Below are 19,766 nucleotides of genomic sequence, written 5' to 3'. Positions count from 1 at the left end.
TCGTGAAACGGGGGGGGACGATGCGCACCGGACACTTCACCAGCACCGCGGCCCGGGACCGGTTCCGCGCGCTGTACGACGACGTGGCCGCCGGACTGGGGCCGACGAGCAGCCGCGACATCCCCACCACGCACGGCGTCGTCCGCGTTCTGACCTGCGACGGACCTCCCGGGGACCCGTTCGTCCTGCTGCCCGGGGCGGGGTCGCCGGGGGTGAGCTGGGCGCCGAACGTGCCCACGCTGCGGCGCCGGGCGACCGTGCACCTCGTCGACCCGCTCGGCGGTCCCGGCGCGAGCACCCAGGACGTGCCGCTCCGGTCGGTCGCCGACCAGGTCCGCTGGCTCCGCGACGTCCTCGACACGCTCGGGCCGTGCCACCTCGTCGGGACCTCGATGGGCGGGCGCCTGGCGTTCGAGGTCGCCCGCCGCGCCCCGGCCGGGATCCGGACGCTCGGCCTGCTCGACCCGGCCCGCACCTTCACGGGCGTCCCGGCCGGCACGGTGGCCGCCTCGATCGGCGCGCAGCCCGGCGCCCCGTCGTGGCTGCGCCGGCGGTTCGTCACCCGCCTGGGAGGCGGCGCCGACGTCGCCGACGACCCGGTCGCCCGGCTCATCGAGGCGGGCCTGTCCGGCTACGCCTCCGCGATCCCGCTGCCACCGCTGCCCACGGCCCGCGACGTGGCCGCGGTCGGCGTCCGCACCCTGGTGCTGCTCGGCGGGCGCAGCACAATGCTCGACGCCGGCCGGGCGCGGGACCGGGCCGCGCTGCTGCCACGCGGCACCGTCGAGGTGTGGCCGGACGCCACGCACGCGCTGCCCGGGGAGTTCCCGGAGCGGGTCGCCGAGCGGCTGTCGTCGCTGGTGACGGCGTCGTGAAGCGCCGGGAGCTCGCGGCCACCGTGCTCGGCGACATCGCCGCGCCACTGGTGCTGTTCTACGTCCTGCGGGCGGTCGGCGTCGCAGCCGGGCCGGCGCTGCTCGCCGGGGCCGCGGTCCCGGCGGCGCGGGCGCTGTGGGTGCTCCTGCGGCACCGGCGCGTCGAGTGGTTCGCGGTGCTCGTGCTCGTCCTGTGCGTGGCGAGCGCGGCGACCGCGCTGCTCGGCGGCGACGACCGCGTCCTGCTCGCCCGCGAGGCCGTGGTCACCGCGGCGCTGGGCGTCGTACTGCTCGCGAGCGTCTTCTCGTCGCGCCCGGTGATGTTCGTGATCGGCAGGCTCACCCTCGCCGAGTCCGGCCACAGCCCCGACGAGTGGGACCGTCGCTGGGCCTCCTCCGCCCGGTTCCGCTCGATCTGGCGGTGGCTGACGGCGGGCTGGGCGGCGGGCCTGTTCCTCGACGCCGCCCTGCGGGTGACGTTCGCCTACACGCTGCCGGTCGACGTGGTGCCCGCGGTGCAGGGCGTGCAGTGGTTCGCCGTGCTGGCGGTGCTGCTCGTCGCCGGGCAGGTGTGGCTGCGACTGCCCCGGCACCGCGCGCTGATCTTCAGCTGACCGCGGCTCGTCAGCCGACCGGCGGCGCCGCGGCGAGGAACTCCGCCAGGTCCGCGGTGTAGCCCTCGACGACGAGCTCCCACCCGGGCCGCGCGAACGCCTCCCGGTCGAGGCGCACCCGGTACTCGGTGACGCGCTCGTCGTCGTGGACGATCGTGGCGGTGCCGTCGTCGCGATAGCCGAGCCGGGCCGACACCGCCGCGGACCGCGCGTTCCCCGCCAGGTACTCCGAGCGCGCCACCAGCGCGCCGAGGTGGTCGAAGGCGAACGCCAGTACCGCGGCCCGCATCTCGGTGCCGTGGCCGCGGCCCTGGGCGTGGCGCACCAGGTACGAGCCGGTCGAGACCTCGCGCCGCACGCCGAACCGGTCCCCCACCACGTCCTGCATGCCGACGACCCGGCCCTGCGCCCGCACGACGAACGTCAGCGTCCACCACTCCGGTGACGCCCTCGCCCGGTTCCCCCAGTAGTACTGCGCCATGCCACGCCCGAGGTACCGCGGGTCCGCCCGGGTCCACGGCGTGCGGAACGGCAGCTCCGACGACGGGTGGATCCCGCTGCCGTGCACGGCCTCCACCAGCTCGCGGAGCGACGCGTCGTCCTCGATGCGCAGCTCCAGGCGCGGGGTCCGCAGGGTCAGCCCGGCCAGCGGCCACGGGTCGGGCACCGGGTCGATCGGCGCGGGGAGCACGTCCATCGGTCGACCGTGCCGGATCGCCGGGATGCGCGCCACGGAATACGGTCGGCTCCCATGTGGGCGATCACCTTGACCGAGTACGGCGGACCCGAGCAGATGACGTGGGCCGAGGTGCCCGACCCCGAGCCCGGGCCGGGCGAGGTCGTGCTCGACGTCGTCTCCTCGGCCGTCAACCGGGCCGACCTCCTGCAGGTCCAGGGGAACTACCCGGTCCCGCCCGGCGCGTCGGAGATCCTCGGGCTGGAGTGCGCGGGCCGGATCGCCGCGCTCGGCGAGGGCGTGACCGGCTGGTCGGTCGGCGACGAGGTCTGCGCCCTGCTCGCCGGCGGCGGCTACGCGACGAAGGTCGCCGTCCCGGCCCCGCAGCTGCTGCCCGTCCCCGGGGGCGTGTCGCTGGAGGAGGCGGGCGGCCTGCCCGAGGTCGCCTGCACCGTCTGGTCGAACGTGTTCCTGGAGGGCCGGCTCGCCGAGGGCGAGACGTTCCTGGTCCAGGGCGGCTCGTCGGGCATCGGCACGCACGCGATCCAGGTCGCGAAGGCGTTCGGCGCACGCGTCGCGGCCACCGCGGGCCACGCCGACCGGATGCAGTTCTGCCGTGACCTGGGCGCCGACATCGTCATCGACTACCACGACGACATCGCCGAGGAGCTGAAGAAGGCCACCGACGGCCACGGCGCCGACGTCATCCTCGACAACATGGGTGCCAAGGGCCTGGCGAACAACCTCTCGGCGCTGGCCCGCGACGGGCGCCTGATGATCATCGGGATGCAGGGCGGGGTGAAGGCCGAGCTCAACATCGGCGCCCTGCTGGCCAAGCGCGGCCACGTCTCGGCGATGGGCCTGCGCGGCCGCCCGGTCGAGGGGCCGCACTCGAAGGCCGAGATCGTCGACGGGGTCCGGGAGAACGTGTGGCCGCTGTTCGCCGACGGCCGGGTGAAGCCGGTCGTCTTCGAGCGCTTCGCGATGTCCGACGCCGCCGACGCCCACCGCAGGCTCGCCGCCGGCGGGGTCACCGGCAAGCTCCTCCTCGTGAACTCCTGAGCGGGCGGGTCCAGAATGGGGCACATGAGCGACGAGCAGGAGACGTCCGGAGACCGGGTCGTGGTGGTCGGCGCCGACGGGCGGCCGGTGGGCATGGCGTCGGTCCCGCAGGACGACGACGGGTCCACGCAGAGTCCGGCCGGCCTGGTCGAGCAGCCCGCGAAGGTCATGCGGATCGGCACGATGATCAAGCAGCTGCTGGAGGAGGTGAAGGCGGCACCGCTGGACGAGGCGTCCCGCGAGCGGCTCAAGGAGATCCACGAGAACTCCGTCAAGGAGCTCGAGGAGGGTCTCGCGCCGGAGCTGCGCGAGGAGCTGCACCGGCTCAGCCTGCCGTTCACGGCGGACACGACCCCGTCGGAGGGCGAGCTGCGGATCGCCCAGGCCCAGCTGGTCGGCTGGCTGGAGGGCCTGTTCCACGGCATCCAGACCGCGCTGTTCGCCCAGCAGATGGCCGCCCGCGCCCAGTTGGAGCAGATGCGCCGCGGGCTGCCGCCGGGGATGGGCGGCGGGGCCCCCGAGCAGGGCGGCGTACCGGAGGGCATGGGTCGCGGGACCGGGCAGTACCTCTGACCCACGCCGACGACCTGCGGTTTCGCGGTGTCCCGGCGGGGGGCTCCCCTGCCGGGCCCGCGGACGGCGTCTGAGTACCCTCACCGGGTGGCCGTGACCGTGACCGACAACGAGCCGGGCGACGTCGTCGACCCGTCCGAGGTGTCGAGCCCGCGCAGCTGGCGCCGGGCGTTCGCGGACCTCGCCCAGGGCTGGCGGCAACGGCCGTTGTGGGGCTACCTCGGCTGGCAGGACATCAAGCAGCGCTACCGCCGCTCCGTCCTGGGGCCGCTGTGGATCTCGATCAGCATGGGCGTCATCGCCCTCGGCCTGGGCATCCTCTACTCGGCGCTGTTCGGGATGTCGCTGGCGACGTTCCTGCCGCACGTCGCCGTCGGGCTGCTGATCTGGAACTTCGTGTCCGGCTGCATCCTCGAGGGCAGCGAGGTCTTCATCGCCAACGAGGGCCTGATCAAGTTCCTGCCCGCCCCGCTGAGCCTGCACATCTACCGGCTCGTGTGGCGGCAGACGCTGTTCTTCCTGCACAACCTGGTCGTCTGGGTCGTGCTGATGATCGTGTTCCCGCATCCGCTGGGGCTGTCGACGCTGCTGGCCGTCCCGGCCTTCGCGCTGCTGGCGGTCAACGGCGCGTGGGTCGCGATCCTGTCCGGGATCCTCGCGACCCGCTTCCGGGACATCCCGCCGATCATCGCCAGCGTGACCCAGCTGATCTTCTACCTGACCCCGATCGTCTGGTCGGTCGACACGCTCAGCAAGAACGACGTGGCCCGCGAGCGCGCGCAGCTGGTCGAGCTGAACCCGGTCTTCCACTTCGTCGAGATCGTGCGTCAGCCGCTGCTCGGCCAGGAGATCGTCGGCCGGTACTGGCTGGTCACCGGCGTGATCACGCTGGTCGGCTGGGCCGCGGCGCTGATCTGCCTGCGCAACTACCGCTCCCGCGTCGCGTACTGGGTGTGAGCCGCTGTGACTGAACCCCGCATCCGGATCGACCGCGCCGCCGTCGACTTCCCGATCTTCGACGCCAAGACGCGCTCGCTGAAGAAGGCCGTCCTCGGCAGGGCGGGCGGCCGGATCGGCACCGACGCCAAGGTGCCGATCATCGAGGCGCTGCGCGACATCACCGTCAGCCTGGACAAGGGCGCGCGCGTCGCACTCGTCGGGCACAACGGCGCCGGCAAGTCCACGCTGCTGCGACTGATGGCCGGCATCTACGAGCCCACCCGTGGCCGCTCGATGGTCCGCGGCAAGGTCGCGCCCGTGTTCGACCTCGCCGTCGGGATGGACCCGGAGATCTCCGGCTACGAGAACATCCTGATCCGCGGCCTGTTCCTGGGCATGACGCGCAAGCAGATGGAGGCGCGGATCGACGACATCGCCGCCTTCACCGAGCTCGGCGACTACCTGGAGATGCCACTGCGGGCGTACTCGACGGGCATGCGGGTGCGGCTCGCGCTCGGTGTCGTCACCTCGATCGACCCCGAGATCCTGCTGCTCGACGAGGGCATCGGCGCCGTCGACGCGGAGTTCCTGAACAAGGCCCGCGACCGGCTGCACGAGCTCGTCGACCGCTCCGGGATCCTGGTCTTCGCCTCGCACTCCGACGAGTTCCTCGCCGACCTGTGCGACACCGCGCTGTGGATGGAGCACGGGACGATCAAGGAGTACGGCCCGCTGCACGAGGTCCTCGACCACTACAAGGGGCGGACCCCGTCGTGACCGGACCACTCCCGCCCGGCTCGGTCGTCGGCGTCATCGTGACGCGGCACCGCGCCGAGCTGCTCGTCGACTCGCTCGCGGCGATGGCGAAGCAGACCCACCCGCTGGCCCACCTGATCGTCGTCGACAACGGGCCGGACCGGCCCGCCCGCGACGCCGTCGAGGCGTGCCCGCTGCCGACGACCTGGCTGCCGTCGTGGTCCAACCTCGGCGGTGCCGGCGGCTTCGCCCTGGGAATGCTGCACGCCCTCGCGATGGGCGCCGAGTGGATCTTCCTGGCCGACGACGACGGCCACGCCGCCGACGAGTCCACGCTCGCCACGCTGCTCGAGGTCGCGCAGCGGCACCAGCTCGCCGCGGTGTCCCCGGTGGTCGCCGACAAGGCCGACCCGGACCGCCTCGCCTTCCCGCTGCGCCGCGGCGTCACCTGGCACCGGTCCCGCTCGGCGCTGGGCCCCGACGACCTGCTGCCCGGCATCGCCAGCTTCTTCAACGGCGCCCTGTTCCGGGCCTCCACCCTCGAGGTCGTCGGGGTCCCGGACCTGCGCCTGTTCGTCCGCGGCGACGAGGTGGAGATGCACCGGCGGATGGTCCGGTCCGGGCTGCCGTTCGGCACCGCGTTGCAGGCCACCTACCTGCACCCCTACGGCTCCGACGAGTTCAAGCCGATGCTCGGCGGGCGGCTGCACGCCCAGGACCCGGGCGACGAGGTCAAGCGCTACTACACCTACCGCAACCGCGGCTACCTGATGTCCCAGCCGGGGATGCGCAGGATCGGCCTCCTGGAGCTCCCGAGGTTCGCCTGGTACTTCCTGGTGACCAAGCGCGACCCGGGCGCCTTCCGCGACTGGCTCACCCTGCTCCGCCAGGGTCGCCGGGAACAGTTCCACCGCGCCCCCTGATCGGACACCCCTCCGGATCACCTCCCGCACCCCTCGTGAGGTCCTCGCACCCTCTACGGCAGGTGCGACGACCCCCGCAGGGGTGCGAGAGCTCAGCAGATGTGAGTTGTCCACAACAACGAGAGTTGTCCACAGGGTGGTGGGTTGGAGCGTCGTCCCGCGCCGGGTCGACTTGGGTGGGGGCATGGACCCCCTCGACTCGGTGCCGCTCGGTCCCGGTGGCCTGCTGCGGCGCAACACCCTCCTGACAGCCGGGTTCGAGCGGGACGAGATCGACCGGCTCGTGCGCGGCGGTCGGCTGCTCGGTATCCGGCCCGGTGTCTACAGGCTTCCCGGTGAGACGGAGCCGACCAGTGCCGAGCTCCACCGGGCCAGGGCGCAGGCCGCCGCCCCGGAGCTGGCCGACGATGCGGTCTACGGCGGTGTGACGGCAGCCGTGTTGCTCGGCCTGCCGCTGTGGCGGGTACCGCTGGGTCGACTGCACGTCTTCCGCGACCGCCCCGGCGGTGGCCGTATCCGACCGGGTACGCACGTGCACTCCGTACCCCTGCCCGACCAGGACGTCGTGGAGCTGGACGGGTTGCGGGTCACCTCCGCCGCCCGGACCACCGTCGACCTCGCCCGCACGCTGGGCACCGAGCAGGCGCTGATCACGCTCGACGCCGCGCTCCACCGGCACGTCCGCCGCGACCCGGCCCTGCCACCACCGCCCGGTGCCGTCGATGGCGCGCAGCTCGACGACGTCCTCAACCGGTTCGCCGGGCGACGGGGAATGCCGCGTGCGCGACGCACCCTGGCCCTCGCCGACGCGCTGACGGAGAGTCCGGGCGAGTCCCGCAGCCGCTTCCACCTGCACGCCGCCGGCATACCCGCACCGGTGACACAGTGGGAGGTCCCGGGGCTCGGCTACCGGACCGACTTCGCATGGCCCGAGCACGGGGTCGTCGGGGAGTTCGACGGACGGATGAAGTACGGGCGCACGCTGCACCCCGACGAGGATCTCGAGGACGTCCTGTGGCGGGAGAAGCAACGGGAGGACCGGATCCGGGCCATCGGGCTCACCGTGGTGCGCTGGACCTGGTACGACATCGACGGCCGGGGCCCGAACGGCATGGTGCCCCGCCTGCGGCGACTCCTCACCGTGTTGCCGCACCCCGCGTGACGTCGTCGCACCCTCCGCGGAGGGTGCGGTGACCGCAGCCGGGGTGCGAGAGCGGGTCAGTCCTTGAAGATGACCCAGCGCAGCATGACGAAGTTGATCGCGGTGGCGGTGCCCTGGGCGATCACCCACGCCAACGTCACGTCCCACTCCATCGGCGGCAGGACGTGGAGGACCAACGAGTTCACCGCGACGTTGACGGCCAGCGTGGTGCCGTAGAGCGCCACGAAGCCGGCGAACCTCGCGCGGCCGCCGGTGTTCGCGCCGGTGAAGGTGAAGCGCTTGTTGAGCAGGTACGCCGTCGTCGTACCGAGGATGAAGCTGATGCCCTTGGCGAACGGCACCCACAGGCCCGCGTTCAGGAGCAGGTGGTAGACGCCGAAGTCGACGATCGCGGAGAGCACGCCGATCGCGACGAAGCTGCCCAGCTGGCGGACGAGGCCGAGGCGCGGGGCCGGGGCGTCGGCCGGACCGGTGGCCGGGGGCTCGGCCCGGGTGGGCTCGGTGGCGGTCACCCATCGAGGGTAGCGGCGCGCGCCGCAACGACCGCGTCGACCCACCGAAGCGCAGGTCGCGCACCTCCGACCTGCCGATCCGTACGCGACCGTGGACAAGGCAATGCACTTTGCCGTACAAAGTTGGTGACAAGGCAAACCAGTTGGTAGTGGGGGAAGCATGCAGGATCGGACGGACACCGACGTCGACGACCAGCCGCCGCGCTCACCGGCCGACGCGCTCGCGATCATCGAGCGCGAGCAGGCCCGGCAGGTCCCGCCGTACTGGATCTTCTATCTGATCTGGGGCGCGGCCTGGGCGGTCATCGGGCTCGCCTGGTTCGCGAACGGGGCCGGGGCGGTCACCGCGCTCACCGCGGGCGTTCTCACGGGGCTGGCGATCGCCGGAGGGTCGATCAGCAGCGGCGTGGTCGGCGCCCGGATGGGACGCGGCGTCGCCGGGCCGAGCCAGCTCCACGGCGCCCTCTACGGCTGGGTCTGGCCGGTGGCGATGATCGGCGTCGTCGCGCTGACGGTCGGTCTGGGCCGGCTCGGGGCGCCGGTCGGGTTTGCCATGCCCGCACTGTTCGTGTTCGTCACCGGCGGCCTGTTCGCGGTCGGGGCCGCGGTCCGGCGGGACGTCCCCGACTACGCGCTCGGGCTCGGCCTGCTGGTGCTCGGCGCGGCGCTGCCGTTCGTCCCGGCGCCGTGGCACGCGCTGACGCTCGCCGTCGTCGGCGGTGGCGCGCTGGTCGCCACCGGGCTGTGGACGCGGGCGCGGGCGGTCCGGTGACCGAGCTCGACCCCGTCATCCACGCCCAGGCCCGGCTGCGGGTCACCGCCACCCTCGCCGCCCTCGACGACGGCGACCGCATGACCTTCCCGCGGCTGCAGGAGCTGCTCGGCATGACCGCGGGCAACCTGTCCACCCACCTGCGCAAGCTGGAGGACGCGGGCTACGTCGCGATCACCAAGGCGCACCAACGACGCACCCCGGTGACCTTCGTCGAACTGACGAGAACGGGCCGGCGGGCCTTCGAGGACTACACGACGGCCCTGCGAGCGCTGCTCGACCCGTCCTCGGACCCCTCGGAGGTGCCGTCGTGACCGCCCCGCTGGAGCTGCGCGGGGTGTCCCGCCGCTACGGCGACACCGTCGCCCTCGACGACGTCGACCTCGTCCTGGAGCCCGGCAGCCTGACCGGCCTGCTCGGACCGAACGGGGCGGGCAAGTCGACGCTGGTCAACCTCGTGTCCGGGCTGCGCCGACCGGACACCGGCACGGTGCGGCTGTTCGGCGGGGACCCACGCGACGCGGTGAACCGGGTCGCGCTGGGCACCACTCCGCAGCAGACCGGGCTGCCGGACACGCTGCGCGTCGGGGAGATCGTCCGGTTCGTCGGCGCCCACTTCCCCGACCCGGTCGGTGCCGGTGAGCTGCTGGGGCGCTTCGGCCTCGACGGGCTGGAACGACGCCAGGCGGGCGGGCTGTCCGGCGGCCAGAAGCGCCGCCTCGCGCTCGCGCTCGCGTTCATCGGCCGCCCTCGGCTGGTGCTGCTCGACGAGCCGACGACCGGCCTGGACGTCGAGGGGCGCCACGCGCTCTGGGACACCGTCCGCGAGTTCCACGCCGGCGGCGGGACCGTCCTGCTGACCACCCACTACCTGGACGAGATCGAGTCGCTGGCGGAGCGCGTCGTCGTCCTGGCCGGCGGTCGGATCCGCGCCGACGGCGACGTCGACGCCGTCCGTGGCGCCGTCCGGGGCGGCCGGGTCGCGTTCCGGATCACGACGGTGCCCGGGGGACCGGCGGTGCCCGAGGACCTGCCCGGTGTGGACCGGGCCGAGGTCGACGGCGACCGCGTCGTGCTGCACACCCCTGACGCCGACGAGCTCGTCCGCGCCCTGGTCCGACACGACGTCCCGTTCGCCGACCTCGCCGTCTCCCGCGCCTCGCTGGAGGACGCGTTCCTCACCCTGACCGGAGGACAGGCATGAGCATCGCCACGGCGCACGCCCGCTACCTGATCCTGGAGCAGCTGCGGATCCCGGTCGCGGTGCTGTCCACCGCGCTGTTCCCCGCCCTGACCCTGTGCTTCTTCGTGCTGCCGTTCGACTGGGGCGACGACCCGGTCGCGGCGACCCGCACGGTCGCCCAGCTCGCGCTGTTCGGCGTGCTCAGCGGGTTCCTGTTCACCTTCGGCGTGGGCGTCGCCGACGACCGCGAGAAGCCGTGGGACCCCTACCTGCGCACGCTGCCCGCGCCCGCGTCGGCCCGGGTGGTCGGCCGGCTCGCGGTCGGTGTGCTGTTCGCGCTGCTCGGGATGCTGCCGGTGGTCGTGCTCGGCGCGCTGCTCACACCCGCGTCCGTCGAGGCCGCCCGACTGCCGGGCGCGGTGCTGGCGCTGCTGGTGGCCGGGCTGCCGTTCCTGTTCGGCGGGCTCGCGATCGGCTACTCGCTGCCGACCAAGGTGGCGCTGCCGGTGACCCAGCTGGCGTTCTTCCCGATGGCCTTCGGCGGCGGGCTGCTGTTGCCGCCGGAGCTGTTCCCCGGCTGGCTGGCCCGCGCGACCGAGCTGCTGCCCACCCGCGGGGCCCGCGACCTGCTGCTCTGGTCGCTCGGCGGACCGGCCCCGAGCGGTCTGGCACTGGGCGCGTTCGCGGCGTGGACGGTCGGGCTGGCCCTGCTGGTGGGCTGGGCCTACCGGCGCGACGAGGGGCGCCGCTTCCGGTGAGCCGGGTCAGAAGTGACGGCCGGCGAAGGTGTAGCGGGGCCGCACCGTGACCGAGCCGGCGGCCGTCCGGCCGTAGACGCGGAAGTGCGGGCGGCCGTGGACGGCGCGGCTGGGCATCTTCGAGCGGACCGAGCCGTACTGGGAGACGAGGCCGTCGACGTCGGCGGTGGCGTTCTCCGGGACCAGCAGCCGGGCCGAACCGGCGCCGAGCTCCAGCTCCACCTCGACGACGGGCAGGGGCAGCTGCGCGTCGCAGAAGTCCAGCAGCACCGCGCCGAGCGAGGCCTGCACCCGCAGCCGGGCCGGGACCGCCCAGTCGCCGCGGCGCTTGACCCCGCTCATGCCGCCGCGCAGCACCGTGGGCGGGCCGACCGGCGTGGCGAGGACGTCCGCGGACAGGTTCAGCGGGTCCCCGGGCAGGTCGGACAGCACGGGGAGCAGCTCGGAGCCGAACCGGGCGCCGTAGACGACCGACAGCCGCTCCTGCAGCTCCTCGACCGAGATGCGGCCCTCGCCCAACGCGTGGTTGAGCCGCGCCGCGACGCGCTCGCGGTCGGCGTCGGAGATCCTGATCTCCCGACCCTCTCCGGGTAGCCGCGCGCCGGTCACCCCACCAGGGTAAACACCTAGCCGACGGGTGCGCCGTCCGGCAGCCGGAAGAGCCACACCCCGCCGTCGAACCGGCCGGGGTCGCCGGTCACCCGGCGGGTCCAGGCCAGCGCCCTGGCCTCGTCTCCCCCGGCGTACCCGGGAACGAACGCGACGGCGGTGATCCCCAGGTCGCGCAGCTCGCGGTGAGCGGCGGCGGCGTAGTCGTCGCTGGGCTCGTCCTTGCCGTCGGCGACCCACTGCGCCCCGATCTGGTAGCGGTTCCAGCGGGACTGGATCGCGACGTCGTCGTCGGGATCGGAGGCGATGAAGTAGCCGCCGCGGATGCGGAACGCCGGGCCGGAGGCCGCCTGCCACCGCAGGCCCTGTGCACCGTCGTCCCAGGCCGCGGTGATGCGTGGGTAGATCTCGACGACGTCGGCCGGGCCCAGCGGCGCCGCCCCGGCCGCGAAGAAGGCGGGCACCGGAGCGGGCCGGACCTCCTGGGCGTCGGCGGGCAGCCACGACACCACGGCCAGCCCGGTCAGGGCGACGGCGCCGACCGCCGTCGCCGGGGTGTCGAGCGGCATCCGGTCCACCCACAGCGCGACGACGACGGCCACGCACATCGCCGTCACCACCTCGATCCGGACCGGCTCGACCTCCGACAGCAGCGGCACCTCGGCGAACACCAGCCAGGGCAGCGGGATCCCGGTGTAGTCGCCCAGCAGCACCACGCTCGTGCCGAGCGAGGCGACCCAGGACAGGAACCCGACCGCCGCGACCACCCGCAGCGTCGTCGACCGGACGACCAGCACCGCGACGACGACCAGCGCCAGCGCGGCGAGGCCGACGTAGCCGCCCTGCTCACCGATGTGGCCGCCGAGCTCGGCGTCCGTGCCGTCAGGGACCGCACGAACGGCGGTCAGCCGGGTCGGGACCAGCAGGTTCGCCAGGTCCGCCCCCGTGGCGTGCACGTTGCGGATCGGGCCGCGCGGCCGGTTCGGCCCGGCCAGCACCAGGTACAGCGGGTACGCGCCTAGCACCACGAACACCCCGACGCAGGCCAGTCCGGCCCGGACCAGCCCCGGCAGGTGGGCCGGGACCCGGCGCGGGAACCGCAGCGCGAGCACGATCGCGGTGACGACCAGGAAGATCACGCCGATCGCGAGGGTCTGGGTGTAGAGGACGAGCTGCCCGACCAGGACGAGCCCGGCCACCGCCCCGACCGTCCACGGCCGGCGCAGCGGCCCCCGTGCGAACAGGTGGTGGGCCAGCAGCAGGAGCAGCGGCGGCAGCAGCGACCACGTGAGGTTGAGGTGCCCGGCGATCGCGTGCGCGAGGTGGAACGGGGAGAACGCGTACAGCGCTCCGGCGATCCCGCGGGCGGCCCAGCCGCGACCGGCCCGGCCCACGTACGGGCCGAGCGCGACGACCAGCACCAGCCCGGAGACGACCGGGCCGAGGATCAGGCCGACGTTGAACGCGGTCACCGAGCCCGCGACCAGGGTGACCGGGGCGAGCGCCAGCGCCAGCAGCGGCACCGCGGTGTTCCACAGTGCGTTGAGCCCGTACGGCCAGTGCATCCAGTCGGTGACCAGCGGGTTCTCCCCGTGCGTCACGGCGAACGGGAACCAGTGGATCCACCAGGAGAACATGTCGGCGTCGGCGGTGACGTGGCCGATCAGCAGACCGCCCGGGTCGGCGAGCACCCGGCGCTGCAGCCACAGCGAGACCAGCAGGTAGCCGACCCCGAGCAGCACGTACAGCCCCGCGGTCGTGCCCCGGCCCCGCGCCGGTGGCAGCGGGAGGCGGACCTGCCGCTCGTCGAGCACCCGCCCAGGGTCGCACCCGTCGCCGTCGGGGCCCCTCGCTACCCTGGCGACGATGACGGACACGACCGTTCCCCGCAGCACCAGGACCGACGCCCCGGCGCGACGGACCGCCTCCCTGCACGGCTGGGGGCGGACCGCGCCGACGATCGCCCAGCTCGTCACCCCACGCGACGCCGAGGACGTGGCCGAGGCCGTCCGCACGGCGGGCGAGCGCGGCGTGATCGCGCGCGGGCTCGGCCGGTCCTACGGCGACCCGGCACAGAACGCGGGCGGCGTCGTCCTCGACATGCCGGGGCTGAACCGGATCCACGCCATCGACCCGGACACCGGCGTCGCGGACGTCGACGCGGGCGTCAGCCTCGACCAGCTCATGCGCGCCGCGCTCCCGCTCGGGCTGTGGGTCCCGGTGCTGCCGGGCACCCGTCAGGTCACGATCGGCGGAGCGATCGGCGCCGACGTGCACGGCAAGAACCACCACACCAAGGGCAGCTTCGGCAACCACGTCGAGTGGCTGGCGCTGGTGACCGCGGACGGCTCGGTGCGCGAGCTGACCCCCTCCGGGCCGGACGCCGAGCTGTTCTGGGCGACCGTCGGCGGGATGGGCCTGACCGGGGTGATCGTGCGGGCCAGGGTGCGGCTGCACCGGACCGAGTCGGCGTACTTCGTGGTCGACACCGACCGCACCGACGACCTCGACGGCCTGCTCGAGCTGCTCACCGACGGCTCCGACGACACCTACGGCTACTCCGCGGCCTGGTTCGACACCACCGCGACCGGCGCCCGGATGGGCCGGTCGGTGCTGACCCGCGGCTCGCTCGCCACCGTCGACCAGCTCCCCGCGAAGCTGCGGTCCGAGCCGCTCAAGTTCGACGCGCCGCAGCTGCTGACCTTCCCGGACGTCTTCCCGAACGGGCTGGCCAACAAGCTGTCGCTGACCGCGTTCTCCGAGCTGTGGTTCCGCAAGGCACCGAAGCGCCAGCGTGGCTCGGTGCAGAACATCACGGCCTTCTACCAGGTGCTCGACGTGTTCGGGGACTGGAACCGGGTCTACGGCTCGAAGGGCTTCCTGCAGTACCAGTTCGTCGTCCCGATGGGAGCCGAGACCGAGCTGCGCCGCATCGTGTCGAAGATCGCGGCCTCGCCGCACAAGTCCGGGCTGAACGTGTTCAAGCGCTTCGGCGCGGGCAACGACGCACCGCTGTCGTTCCCGACGGAGGGCTGGACGATCACCGTCGACTTCCCGATCGCACGCGGCCTGTCCCGCTTCTGCACCGAGCTCGACGAGATGGTGCTGGCCGCCGGCGGGCGCCTGTACCTGGCGAAGGAGTCGCGCACGTCGCCGGAGGCCTTCGCCGCCGGCTACCCGCGGTTCGCCGAGTGGAAGGCGATCCGCGACGGCGTCGACCCCACCGGCGTCTTCGCCTCCGACATGTCCCGCCGCCTCGCACTGACCCTCTGACGTCCGGAGCCAGCACCATCATGATCGACGCAGTCGGCAACCCGCAGAGCATCCTGCTCCTCGGCGGCACCTCCGAGATCGGCCTGGCCACCGTGCGCGCGTTCGCCGCGGACCGCCCGTTGCGGGTCGTGCTCGCCGCCCGCCCCGGCCCCCGGCTCGACGCCGCCCGCACCGAGCTCGAGGCGCTCGGGTGCGGCGTGGAGACCGTCGAGTTCGACGCCCGGGACATCGAGACCCACCCCGAGGTCATCAAGAAGGCCTTCGCGGGCGGGGACATCGACGTCGCCGTCGTCGCGTTCGGGCTGCTCGGCGACAACGAGAAGGCCTGGACCGACGTCGACCACGCCGTCGAGCTGGCGCAGGTCAACTACACCGCGACCGTCTCCACCGGGGTCGCGCTGGCCGAGCGGTTCCGCGCGCAGGGCCACGGCTCGATCGTCGCGATCTCCTCGGTCGCCGGGGAGCGGGCCCGCCGCTCGAACTTCGTCTACGGCTCCACCAAGGCCGGGATGGACGCGTTCTACACCGGGCTGACCGAGGCGCTGCGCGAGTTCGGCGTGACCGTGACGATCGTCCGGCCCGGCTTCGTGCACTCGAAGATGACCGAGGGCCTCGACGCCGCACCGCTCGCGACCACCCCGCAGGCCGTCGCCGACGTCATCGTCGACGCGGTGCGGACGGGCAAGGAGCTGGTCTGGGCACCGGCGCCGATGCGCTTCGTGATGAGCGCCCTGCGCCACGTGCCGCGGCCGATCTTCCGGAAGCTCCCGATCTGAGCCCGGACGGGGCGGCCTACCAGCCGTCGACGTGCAGGACGGTGTCGAGCGGCTGGCGCTTCGCGGGCTTGAACGTGTCGCCGGTGTAGTACGCGACCGGCAGCAGGACTCCCTGCCGCACGTCGTCCGGGATGCCCAGCAGCTCGGCGATCTCCTTCTCGTACTGCAGGTGCAGCGTCGTCCAGGCGCTGCCCAGACCACGCGCGCGCAGGGCGAGCTGCAGGCTCCACGCGGCCGGCAGCAGCGAGCCCCACAGCCCGGCCTGGTTCGACGCCGGCAGCTCGGCCTTGGCGTTGATCGCGCCGATGACCAGCACCGGGACCTCGCCCATCCGGTCCGCGAGGTACTGCGCGCTGTCGGCGACGCGGAGCTGGGTGGCGTCGCGGTCGGCGTCGCCGTGGGAGCGGGTCGTCGGGTACTGCGCGGAGTTCCGGTAGGCGGTGAACGCCTTCCGGTAGTACTCGCCGACGGCCTTCCGCTTCTCGGCGTCGGTGAGCACCAGCCAGTGCCAGCCCTGCTGGTTCGAACCGCTCGGGGCCTGCAACGCGACCTCGAGACTGTCCCGGACCACCTCCAGCGGGACCGGACGCTCCAGGTCAAGGCGCTTGCGGACCGACCGGGTGGTGGTGAGCAGCTCGTCGGGGCCGATGGGCAGCACATCGCTCATGCCCTGCACGCTACGGCGCCGCCGGCCTCCTCGCGATGATCACCGCGCGCTCACCCGCGCCCGCCTCGCACGTGAGCCGCCCCGCGGACCGCTGCGCGCGGGTCGCGGCCAGACGCGGGTCGGCCCAGGTGGGGATGCCGCCGTAGGGGCCACGGGTCAGCCCGTCCGAGCCCTCCCGGACGATCTCGAACCCGGCCTCGACGAGGATCTCCCGGATCCGCAGGTGCCCGCGCGGGACGCGTGGCGGCACCCAGCGGGCACCGGCCAGCTCGCGGCCGCGGCCCTCGGCGTCGGCGGCGACGACGAGTGCGTGCCCGCCCGGTTCGAGCGCCCGGAACCAGCCTCCCGGGCCGAGGTCACCGGCGAGCGCGACGTCCGGCAGCCGGTCGAGCACTTCCACCGCGGTCACCGACGCGACCGGACCCGGCAGGGCGTCGAGGCTCAGGTGCACGGGGCAGCCCGGCGCACCGGCACGCATCCGCTCCGCCTCGGCCTCCGAGCCGGCCAGCCCCGAGGCCGGGCCGAGCCGCGCCAGCCCGGCGAGCAGCGCCCCGCCGGCACCCGCCACGTCGAGGTAGGGGCCACGGCCCAGGTGGTGACGGACCAGGCGCAGGTACCAGTGCAGTGCGGCCCGCTCCGGCGGTGCGGCACCGGTGGGCTCGGGCAGGTCGGCGAGGGGCGGGGTCGTGGGGATCATCGGTCCATCGCGTCGGTGGGCGGGACCCGTCCTGGGGCGCGACGGGCGGGCACGTCCATTGTCGCCGACGCGGCGCCGCGGTGTCCGGGCACCGGCGTCACGTCCCGGGCACCGGGATGCGGCGTCGCCGGACCGCTCGCGCGGTGCGCGGACCGCCGCCCGGCGGGCACCGCCCGGTCTCCCCGCCCCGCGGACCGGATCCGGCGCGGGTCGGCGGACGCGGCCGTGCCCCCGGACCACGGTGGTGGTCCGGGGGCACGGCCGTGTTACCCGCTCCCCAGCGGTGTCTCAGGCCCCGTGCGCCGGCTTCTTCCGGGGGCGACGGGATGCGGCCGCACCCGAGGCGGCGACGATCGGGGTCGCGGCGCTGGCGTGGGCGTCGTCGCGACGACGGCCGGCGCGGCCGCAGTTCTCGACGCCGGTCCGCGTGCCGGGCAGCGCCGAGGCGGAGCGGATCGCCCGCGGCGCCGGGACGACACCACGGTCGTCGGCGAGCTCACGGGCAGCGATGTGCAGCGACCGCAGCCGCTCCATCCGGTCGACGCCGGAGGTGGTGCCGGTGCCCTCGACTACCGGGGTGAACAGGTCCCCGCCGGTCCCGGCGCCGCCGCTGCGCATCCGGGCGACGGCCACCAGGTCCTCCGAGAGGTCGCTGTGCCCGGCGCCGGCGAAGTCGGCGGCCCGGGCCGCGGCCAGGCGCTCCAGCACCCAGCGGGCCGAACCGGCCGGGGCCGGGACGTCGATCTCGGCCGCGGCGGGCACGTCGGCGGGGTCGGCCTCGGGGCGGCGCGGTGCCCGGGTGGGCAGCGCGGGCGCCGGGACGGCGATCGGGTCGGCCGGAGCCGGCTCGGACGCCGGGGCGGTGGGCTCGGGCTCGGCGACCGGCGCGGACGGGGCCGCGACGGGCCGGACGAGCGGCATGGCCGCGGTGCGCGCGTCGTCGGCCGGGTCCTGCTCCGCAGGTGTGGTGGGCGTCCAGCCCGACGTCGTGGCGACGGCGGGGCCCGCCGAGCGGCGGCGGACCACCGGCAGCGCCTCGGTCACCGGCGGCACGTCGCCGGGCTCGTCCCCGGCCACCGGCCGGCCCGGGACGACCGGCTGCTCCCCGGTGCGGGGCCGAGCGGCGACCTGCTGCTCCCCGGGGCCGGGCCGAGCGGCGACCTGCTGCTCTCCGGCGCCGGGCCGAGCGGCGACCGGCTGCGGCCGGGCGGGCTGCGGCACGGCGGGCTGCGACGAGGCGGGCCGCTGCACGGCGCCCTGCTCGGACGACGAGCTCTGCTGCGTCGGCACGTTCTGCGCTGCGCCCTGGTGCGTCGGCGTGCCCTGGTGCGTCGGCGTGCCCTGGTGCATCGGTGCGCCCTGTGAAGGGGCACCCTGCGTCGGCGCGCCCTGCGCAGGTGCGCCGTGCGTCGGCGCGAACGCCCGCGACGGGGCGGGTTCCGGCGCCGTCCGCCGGGTAGCTGCAGCCGGGGCGGGGTCCGCGGCCGGTCCGGCCGACACAACGGGCAGCACCGAGGTCACCGGCTCGTCGGTGACCACCGCCAGCACGGAGGTCTCCGGGTCACGGCGCGCCGCGTCGTTGTCCACGACGCGACGGGCGGCGGGGACCGGGTCGGGGGCGACGACCGCCTCGACCGCCTCGGGGGCGGGCCGGGTACGGCCCCGCATCCACCGGCGCGCGGGACGTTCGACGAGCGAGTACAGCAGGTGTGCCACGGGCAGAGTCCCCACGAAGACGGTGAGCGCGATCAGATGCCCCGTCTCCCCGCCGCGGGGGAGGACACCGGAGTCGCTCAGGAACCAGAAGATCTCGAACATCGGGATGTGGACCAGGTAGAGGGCGTAGGAGATCCGCCCTCCGTGCACCACCGGGCCACGGGTCAGCAGGTGGTGCACCGGTCCGCGGTCGGCGAGCGCGAGTGCCCCGACCAGGATCGGGAAGGCGACGACGGCCAGGCCGTGCAGCCCGCCGCCGAGGACCGACCCCGCCAGCAGGACGAACGGGACCGCGGCGACGGTGAACGTCGCCGTCGTCGAGGCTGCGGAGCGGGTCCGCTCGGTGGTGCGCAGCCGCCGCACGGCCAGCATCGCCAGGACGCCCGCGGAGAACCCGCCGAGGACCCGGACCAGCCAGCTGTACGGGTAGTACGGCGACCCGACCACGAGGAACGCGGCCGCCATCGGTGCGGTGCAGAGCAGCGACCCTGCCGCCAGCACCGCGAACGGCAGGTTCCGCAGCCGGAAGAAGCCGAGGGCCAGCAGCGGGAACAGCAGGTAGGCGAGCCACTCGGCGCTGATCGACCACGTCGGGCCGACCCAGGACGCGCCGTCGAGGTACTGCTCGTCCCACATCTGTACGCCGAACAGCTGCTCCAACCACGCGCCGACGGTGAACGACGGCTGCACCGACTGGTAGACGACGTCGGTCGTCGACCCGAACACCAGCCGCGCCACGAGCCACACGCCGAAGAGGTGGAGGACCACCACGTAGGCGGGCCACATCCGCGCCGCACGGGCCCACACGAACCCGCCGGCCTCGCGCAGCCGCAGCCGCGGGCCCAGCTGGTCGAGGTAGGTCCAGGCGATCACGAAACCGCTCAGGACGAAGAAGAGGTCGACGCCGAGCGCGCCCTGCGTGATCAGCGGTCCGAGCCAGTCGTTCACCGTCTCCACACCCGCCATCGGGGTGAAGTGGAAGTGGAACGCGACGCCCCAGAGCGCGGCGACGATCCGCAGACCGGTCAGCGCGAGCACCTCACCGCCGCCGTCTCCTCCACTTCGGACGGACGGAGCACCCTGTTCGGGCGCGGTGCCGCCGACGGCGGACGCGACGCCGGCCGGGTCGTCGGCCGTCGTGCGCGAATCGGTGCAGATGCTCACACCCGACCCAACGAGAGTCGATCACCACCGTCACCGGTGACACCCGAACAGTGCCCGAT

General features: G+C 74.1%; 21 protein-coding genes. 14 read left to right on the top strand and 7 right to left on the bottom strand.

The window, feature by feature from the left end:
* Positions 1–20: 20 nt before the first annotated feature.
* Both Ae331Ps2_RS10990 and Ae331Ps2_RS10985 read left to right on the top strand, forming a co-directional pair.
* Positions 21–875 carry an alpha/beta fold hydrolase gene (locus Ae331Ps2_RS10990; RefSeq protein ID WP_075309110.1) on the top strand — a complete coding sequence of 285 codons (855 nt, stop codon included), beginning with the start codon at positions 21–23 and terminating at the stop codon, positions 873–875.
* A complete protein-coding gene (locus Ae331Ps2_RS10985) occupies positions 872–1,489 on the top strand; it encodes a VC0807 family protein (RefSeq protein WP_075309112.1) in 618 nt (205 codons plus the stop codon). The genes Ae331Ps2_RS10990 and Ae331Ps2_RS10985 overlap by 4 nt, the downstream gene beginning before the upstream one ends.
* Positions 1,490–1,499: 10 nt before the next feature.
* Here the strand turns inward: Ae331Ps2_RS10985 and Ae331Ps2_RS10980 are convergent, their stop codons facing one another.
* Positions 1,500–2,186, bottom strand: a complete 687-nt coding sequence (locus Ae331Ps2_RS10980) for a GNAT family N-acetyltransferase (protein WP_075312553.1) — start codon at positions 2,184–2,186, stop codon at positions 1,500–1,502.
* A gap of 54 nt (positions 2,187–2,240) precedes the next feature.
* Here Ae331Ps2_RS10980 and Ae331Ps2_RS10975 point away from each other — a divergent pair, with 54 nt between their 5' ends.
* From Ae331Ps2_RS10975 to Ae331Ps2_RS10950, 6 genes are all read left to right on the top strand, one after another.
* On the top strand, positions 2,241–3,227 hold the full coding sequence (locus Ae331Ps2_RS10975; RefSeq protein WP_075309115.1) for an NAD(P)H-quinone oxidoreductase: 987 nt from the start codon (positions 2,241–2,243) through the stop codon (positions 3,225–3,227).
* Positions 3,228–3,242: 15 nt separating this feature from the next.
* The gene (locus tag Ae331Ps2_RS10970; RefSeq protein ID WP_051050488.1) at positions 3,243–3,800 is read left to right on the top strand and encodes a bacterial proteasome activator family protein; all 558 of its coding nucleotides are present in this window, start codon (positions 3,243–3,245) and stop codon (positions 3,798–3,800) included.
* Between the two features lie 87 nt (positions 3,801–3,887).
* Positions 3,888–4,757, top strand: a complete 870-nt coding sequence (locus tag Ae331Ps2_RS10965; RefSeq protein ID WP_020627925.1) for an ABC transporter permease — start codon at positions 3,888–3,890, stop codon at positions 4,755–4,757.
* Positions 4,758–4,763: 6 nt separating this feature from the next.
* On the top strand, positions 4,764–5,516 hold the full coding sequence (locus tag Ae331Ps2_RS10960) for an ABC transporter ATP-binding protein (protein WP_020627924.1): 753 nt from the start codon (positions 4,764–4,766) through the stop codon (positions 5,514–5,516).
* On the top strand, positions 5,513–6,418 hold the full coding sequence (locus Ae331Ps2_RS10955; protein WP_075309116.1) for a glycosyltransferase family 2 protein: 906 nt from the start codon (positions 5,513–5,515) through the stop codon (positions 6,416–6,418). Before Ae331Ps2_RS10960 ends, Ae331Ps2_RS10955 begins: the two co-directional genes overlap by 4 nt.
* Before the next feature lie 184 nt (positions 6,419–6,602).
* Positions 6,603–7,580 carry a type IV toxin-antitoxin system AbiEi family antitoxin domain-containing protein gene (locus Ae331Ps2_RS10950; protein WP_020627922.1) on the top strand — a complete coding sequence of 326 codons (978 nt, stop codon included), beginning with the start codon at positions 6,603–6,605 and terminating at the stop codon, positions 7,578–7,580.
* Between the two features lie 56 nt (positions 7,581–7,636).
* On the opposite strand, the gene Ae331Ps2_RS10945 is transcribed toward Ae331Ps2_RS10950, so the two are convergent.
* Positions 7,637–8,092 carry a GtrA family protein gene (locus Ae331Ps2_RS10945; protein ID WP_075309117.1) on the bottom strand — a complete coding sequence of 152 codons (456 nt, stop codon included), beginning with the start codon at positions 8,090–8,092 and terminating at the stop codon, positions 7,637–7,639.
* 160 nt (positions 8,093–8,252) lie between these two features.
* Here Ae331Ps2_RS10945 and Ae331Ps2_RS10940 point away from each other — a divergent pair, with 160 nt between their 5' ends.
* Genes Ae331Ps2_RS10940 through Ae331Ps2_RS10925 form a run of 4 tightly spaced genes read left to right on the top strand, consistent with a single transcriptional unit; the run spans position 8,253 to position 10,805 of the window.
* On the top strand, positions 8,253–8,864 hold the full coding sequence (locus Ae331Ps2_RS10940) for a hypothetical protein (protein ID WP_075309118.1): 612 nt from the start codon (positions 8,253–8,255) through the stop codon (positions 8,862–8,864).
* Positions 8,861–9,178 carry a transcriptional regulator gene (locus Ae331Ps2_RS10935; RefSeq protein ID WP_075312557.1) on the top strand — a complete coding sequence of 106 codons (318 nt, stop codon included), beginning with the start codon at positions 8,861–8,863 and terminating at the stop codon, positions 9,176–9,178. Before Ae331Ps2_RS10940 ends, Ae331Ps2_RS10935 begins: the two co-directional genes overlap by 4 nt.
* Positions 9,175–10,068, top strand: a complete 894-nt coding sequence (locus Ae331Ps2_RS10930) for an ABC transporter ATP-binding protein (protein ID WP_075309119.1) — start codon at positions 9,175–9,177, stop codon at positions 10,066–10,068. Before Ae331Ps2_RS10935 ends, Ae331Ps2_RS10930 begins: the two co-directional genes overlap by 4 nt.
* The gene (locus Ae331Ps2_RS10925; RefSeq protein ID WP_075309120.1) at positions 10,065–10,805 is read left to right on the top strand and encodes an ABC transporter permease; all 741 of its coding nucleotides are present in this window, start codon (positions 10,065–10,067) and stop codon (positions 10,803–10,805) included. Before Ae331Ps2_RS10930 ends, Ae331Ps2_RS10925 begins: the two co-directional genes overlap by 4 nt.
* Before the next feature lie 6 nt (positions 10,806–10,811).
* On the opposite strand, the gene Ae331Ps2_RS10920 is transcribed toward Ae331Ps2_RS10925, so the two are convergent.
* Both Ae331Ps2_RS10920 and Ae331Ps2_RS10915 read right to left on the bottom strand, forming a co-directional pair.
* On the bottom strand, positions 10,812–11,414 hold the full coding sequence (locus Ae331Ps2_RS10920; RefSeq protein ID WP_083695448.1) for a DUF1707 domain-containing protein: 603 nt from the start codon (positions 11,412–11,414) through the stop codon (positions 10,812–10,814).
* Positions 11,415–11,431: 17 nt separating this feature from the next.
* Complete coding sequence (locus Ae331Ps2_RS10915) at positions 11,432–13,228, bottom strand: hypothetical protein (RefSeq protein ID WP_075309121.1); 1,797 nt, start codon at positions 13,226–13,228, stop codon at positions 11,432–11,434.
* A 52-nt stretch (positions 13,229–13,280) separates the two neighbouring features.
* Between Ae331Ps2_RS10915 and Ae331Ps2_RS10910 the strand changes: the two genes are divergently transcribed.
* A complete protein-coding gene (locus Ae331Ps2_RS10910; protein WP_075309122.1) occupies positions 13,281–14,687 on the top strand; it encodes an FAD-binding oxidoreductase in 1,407 nt (468 codons plus the stop codon).
* Between the two features lie 20 nt (positions 14,688–14,707).
* Positions 14,708–15,463 carry a decaprenylphospho-beta-D-erythro-pentofuranosid-2-ulose 2-reductase gene (locus Ae331Ps2_RS10905; protein ID WP_075309123.1) on the top strand — a complete coding sequence of 252 codons (756 nt, stop codon included), beginning with the start codon at positions 14,708–14,710 and terminating at the stop codon, positions 15,461–15,463.
* A 16-nt stretch (positions 15,464–15,479) separates the two neighbouring features.
* Here the strand turns inward: Ae331Ps2_RS10905 and Ae331Ps2_RS10900 are convergent, their stop codons facing one another.
* From Ae331Ps2_RS10900 to Ae331Ps2_RS10890, 3 genes are all read right to left on the bottom strand, one after another.
* Positions 15,480–16,130: a nitroreductase family protein gene (locus Ae331Ps2_RS10900; protein WP_075312561.1), complete on the bottom strand. Its 651-nt coding sequence runs from the start codon at positions 16,128–16,130 to the stop codon at positions 15,480–15,482.
* Positions 16,131–16,140: 10 nt separating this feature from the next.
* A complete protein-coding gene (locus Ae331Ps2_RS10895) occupies positions 16,141–16,827 on the bottom strand; it encodes a hypothetical protein (protein ID WP_075329717.1) in 687 nt (228 codons plus the stop codon).
* A 288-nt stretch (positions 16,828–17,115) separates the two neighbouring features.
* The gene (locus tag Ae331Ps2_RS10890; protein ID WP_075309126.1) at positions 17,116–19,707 is read right to left on the bottom strand and encodes an acyltransferase; all 2,592 of its coding nucleotides are present in this window, start codon (positions 19,705–19,707) and stop codon (positions 17,116–17,118) included.
* Positions 19,708–19,766: the final 59 nt, after the last annotated feature.

Source organism: Pseudonocardia sp. Ae331_Ps2, from assembly GCF_001932405.1.
In the GTDB taxonomy this organism is placed as follows: Bacteria; Actinomycetota; Actinomycetes; order Mycobacteriales; family Pseudonocardiaceae; genus Pseudonocardia.
The sequence above is the reverse complement of the archived record's forward strand: the minus strand, read 5'-3'. Positions and strand labels throughout refer to the sequence as shown.

Excerpts from the sequence above, each read along its gene's own strand:
- Ae331Ps2_RS10990 (WP_075309110.1), top strand. The coding sequence starts at position 21 with ATGCGCACCGGACACTTCACCAGCACCGCGGCCCGGGACCGGTTCCGC.
- Ae331Ps2_RS10980 (WP_075312553.1), bottom strand. The coding sequence starts at position 2,186 with ATGGACGTGCTCCCCGCGCCGATCGACCCGGTGCCCGACCCGTGGCCG.
- Ae331Ps2_RS10975 (WP_075309115.1), top strand. The coding sequence starts at position 2,241 with ATGTGGGCGATCACCTTGACCGAGTACGGCGGACCCGAGCAGATGACG.
- Ae331Ps2_RS10970 (WP_051050488.1), top strand. The coding sequence starts at position 3,243 with ATGGGGCACATGAGCGACGAGCAGGAGACGTCCGGAGACCGGGTCGTG.
- Ae331Ps2_RS10950 (WP_020627922.1), top strand. The coding sequence starts at position 6,603 with ATGGACCCCCTCGACTCGGTGCCGCTCGGTCCCGGTGGCCTGCTGCGG.
- Ae331Ps2_RS10940 (WP_075309118.1), top strand. The coding sequence starts at position 8,253 with ATGCAGGATCGGACGGACACCGACGTCGACGACCAGCCGCCGCGCTCA.
- Ae331Ps2_RS10925 (WP_075309120.1), top strand. The coding sequence starts at position 10,065 with ATGAGCATCGCCACGGCGCACGCCCGCTACCTGATCCTGGAGCAGCTG.
- Ae331Ps2_RS10910 (WP_075309122.1), top strand. The coding sequence starts at position 13,281 with ATGACGGACACGACCGTTCCCCGCAGCACCAGGACCGACGCCCCGGCG.
- Ae331Ps2_RS10905 (WP_075309123.1), top strand. The coding sequence starts at position 14,708 with ATGATCGACGCAGTCGGCAACCCGCAGAGCATCCTGCTCCTCGGCGGC.
- Ae331Ps2_RS10900 (WP_075312561.1), bottom strand. The coding sequence starts at position 16,130 with ATGAGCGATGTGCTGCCCATCGGCCCCGACGAGCTGCTCACCACCACC.
- Ae331Ps2_RS10895 (WP_075329717.1), bottom strand. The coding sequence starts at position 16,827 with ATGATCCCCACGACCCCGCCCCTCGCCGACCTGCCCGAGCCCACCGGT.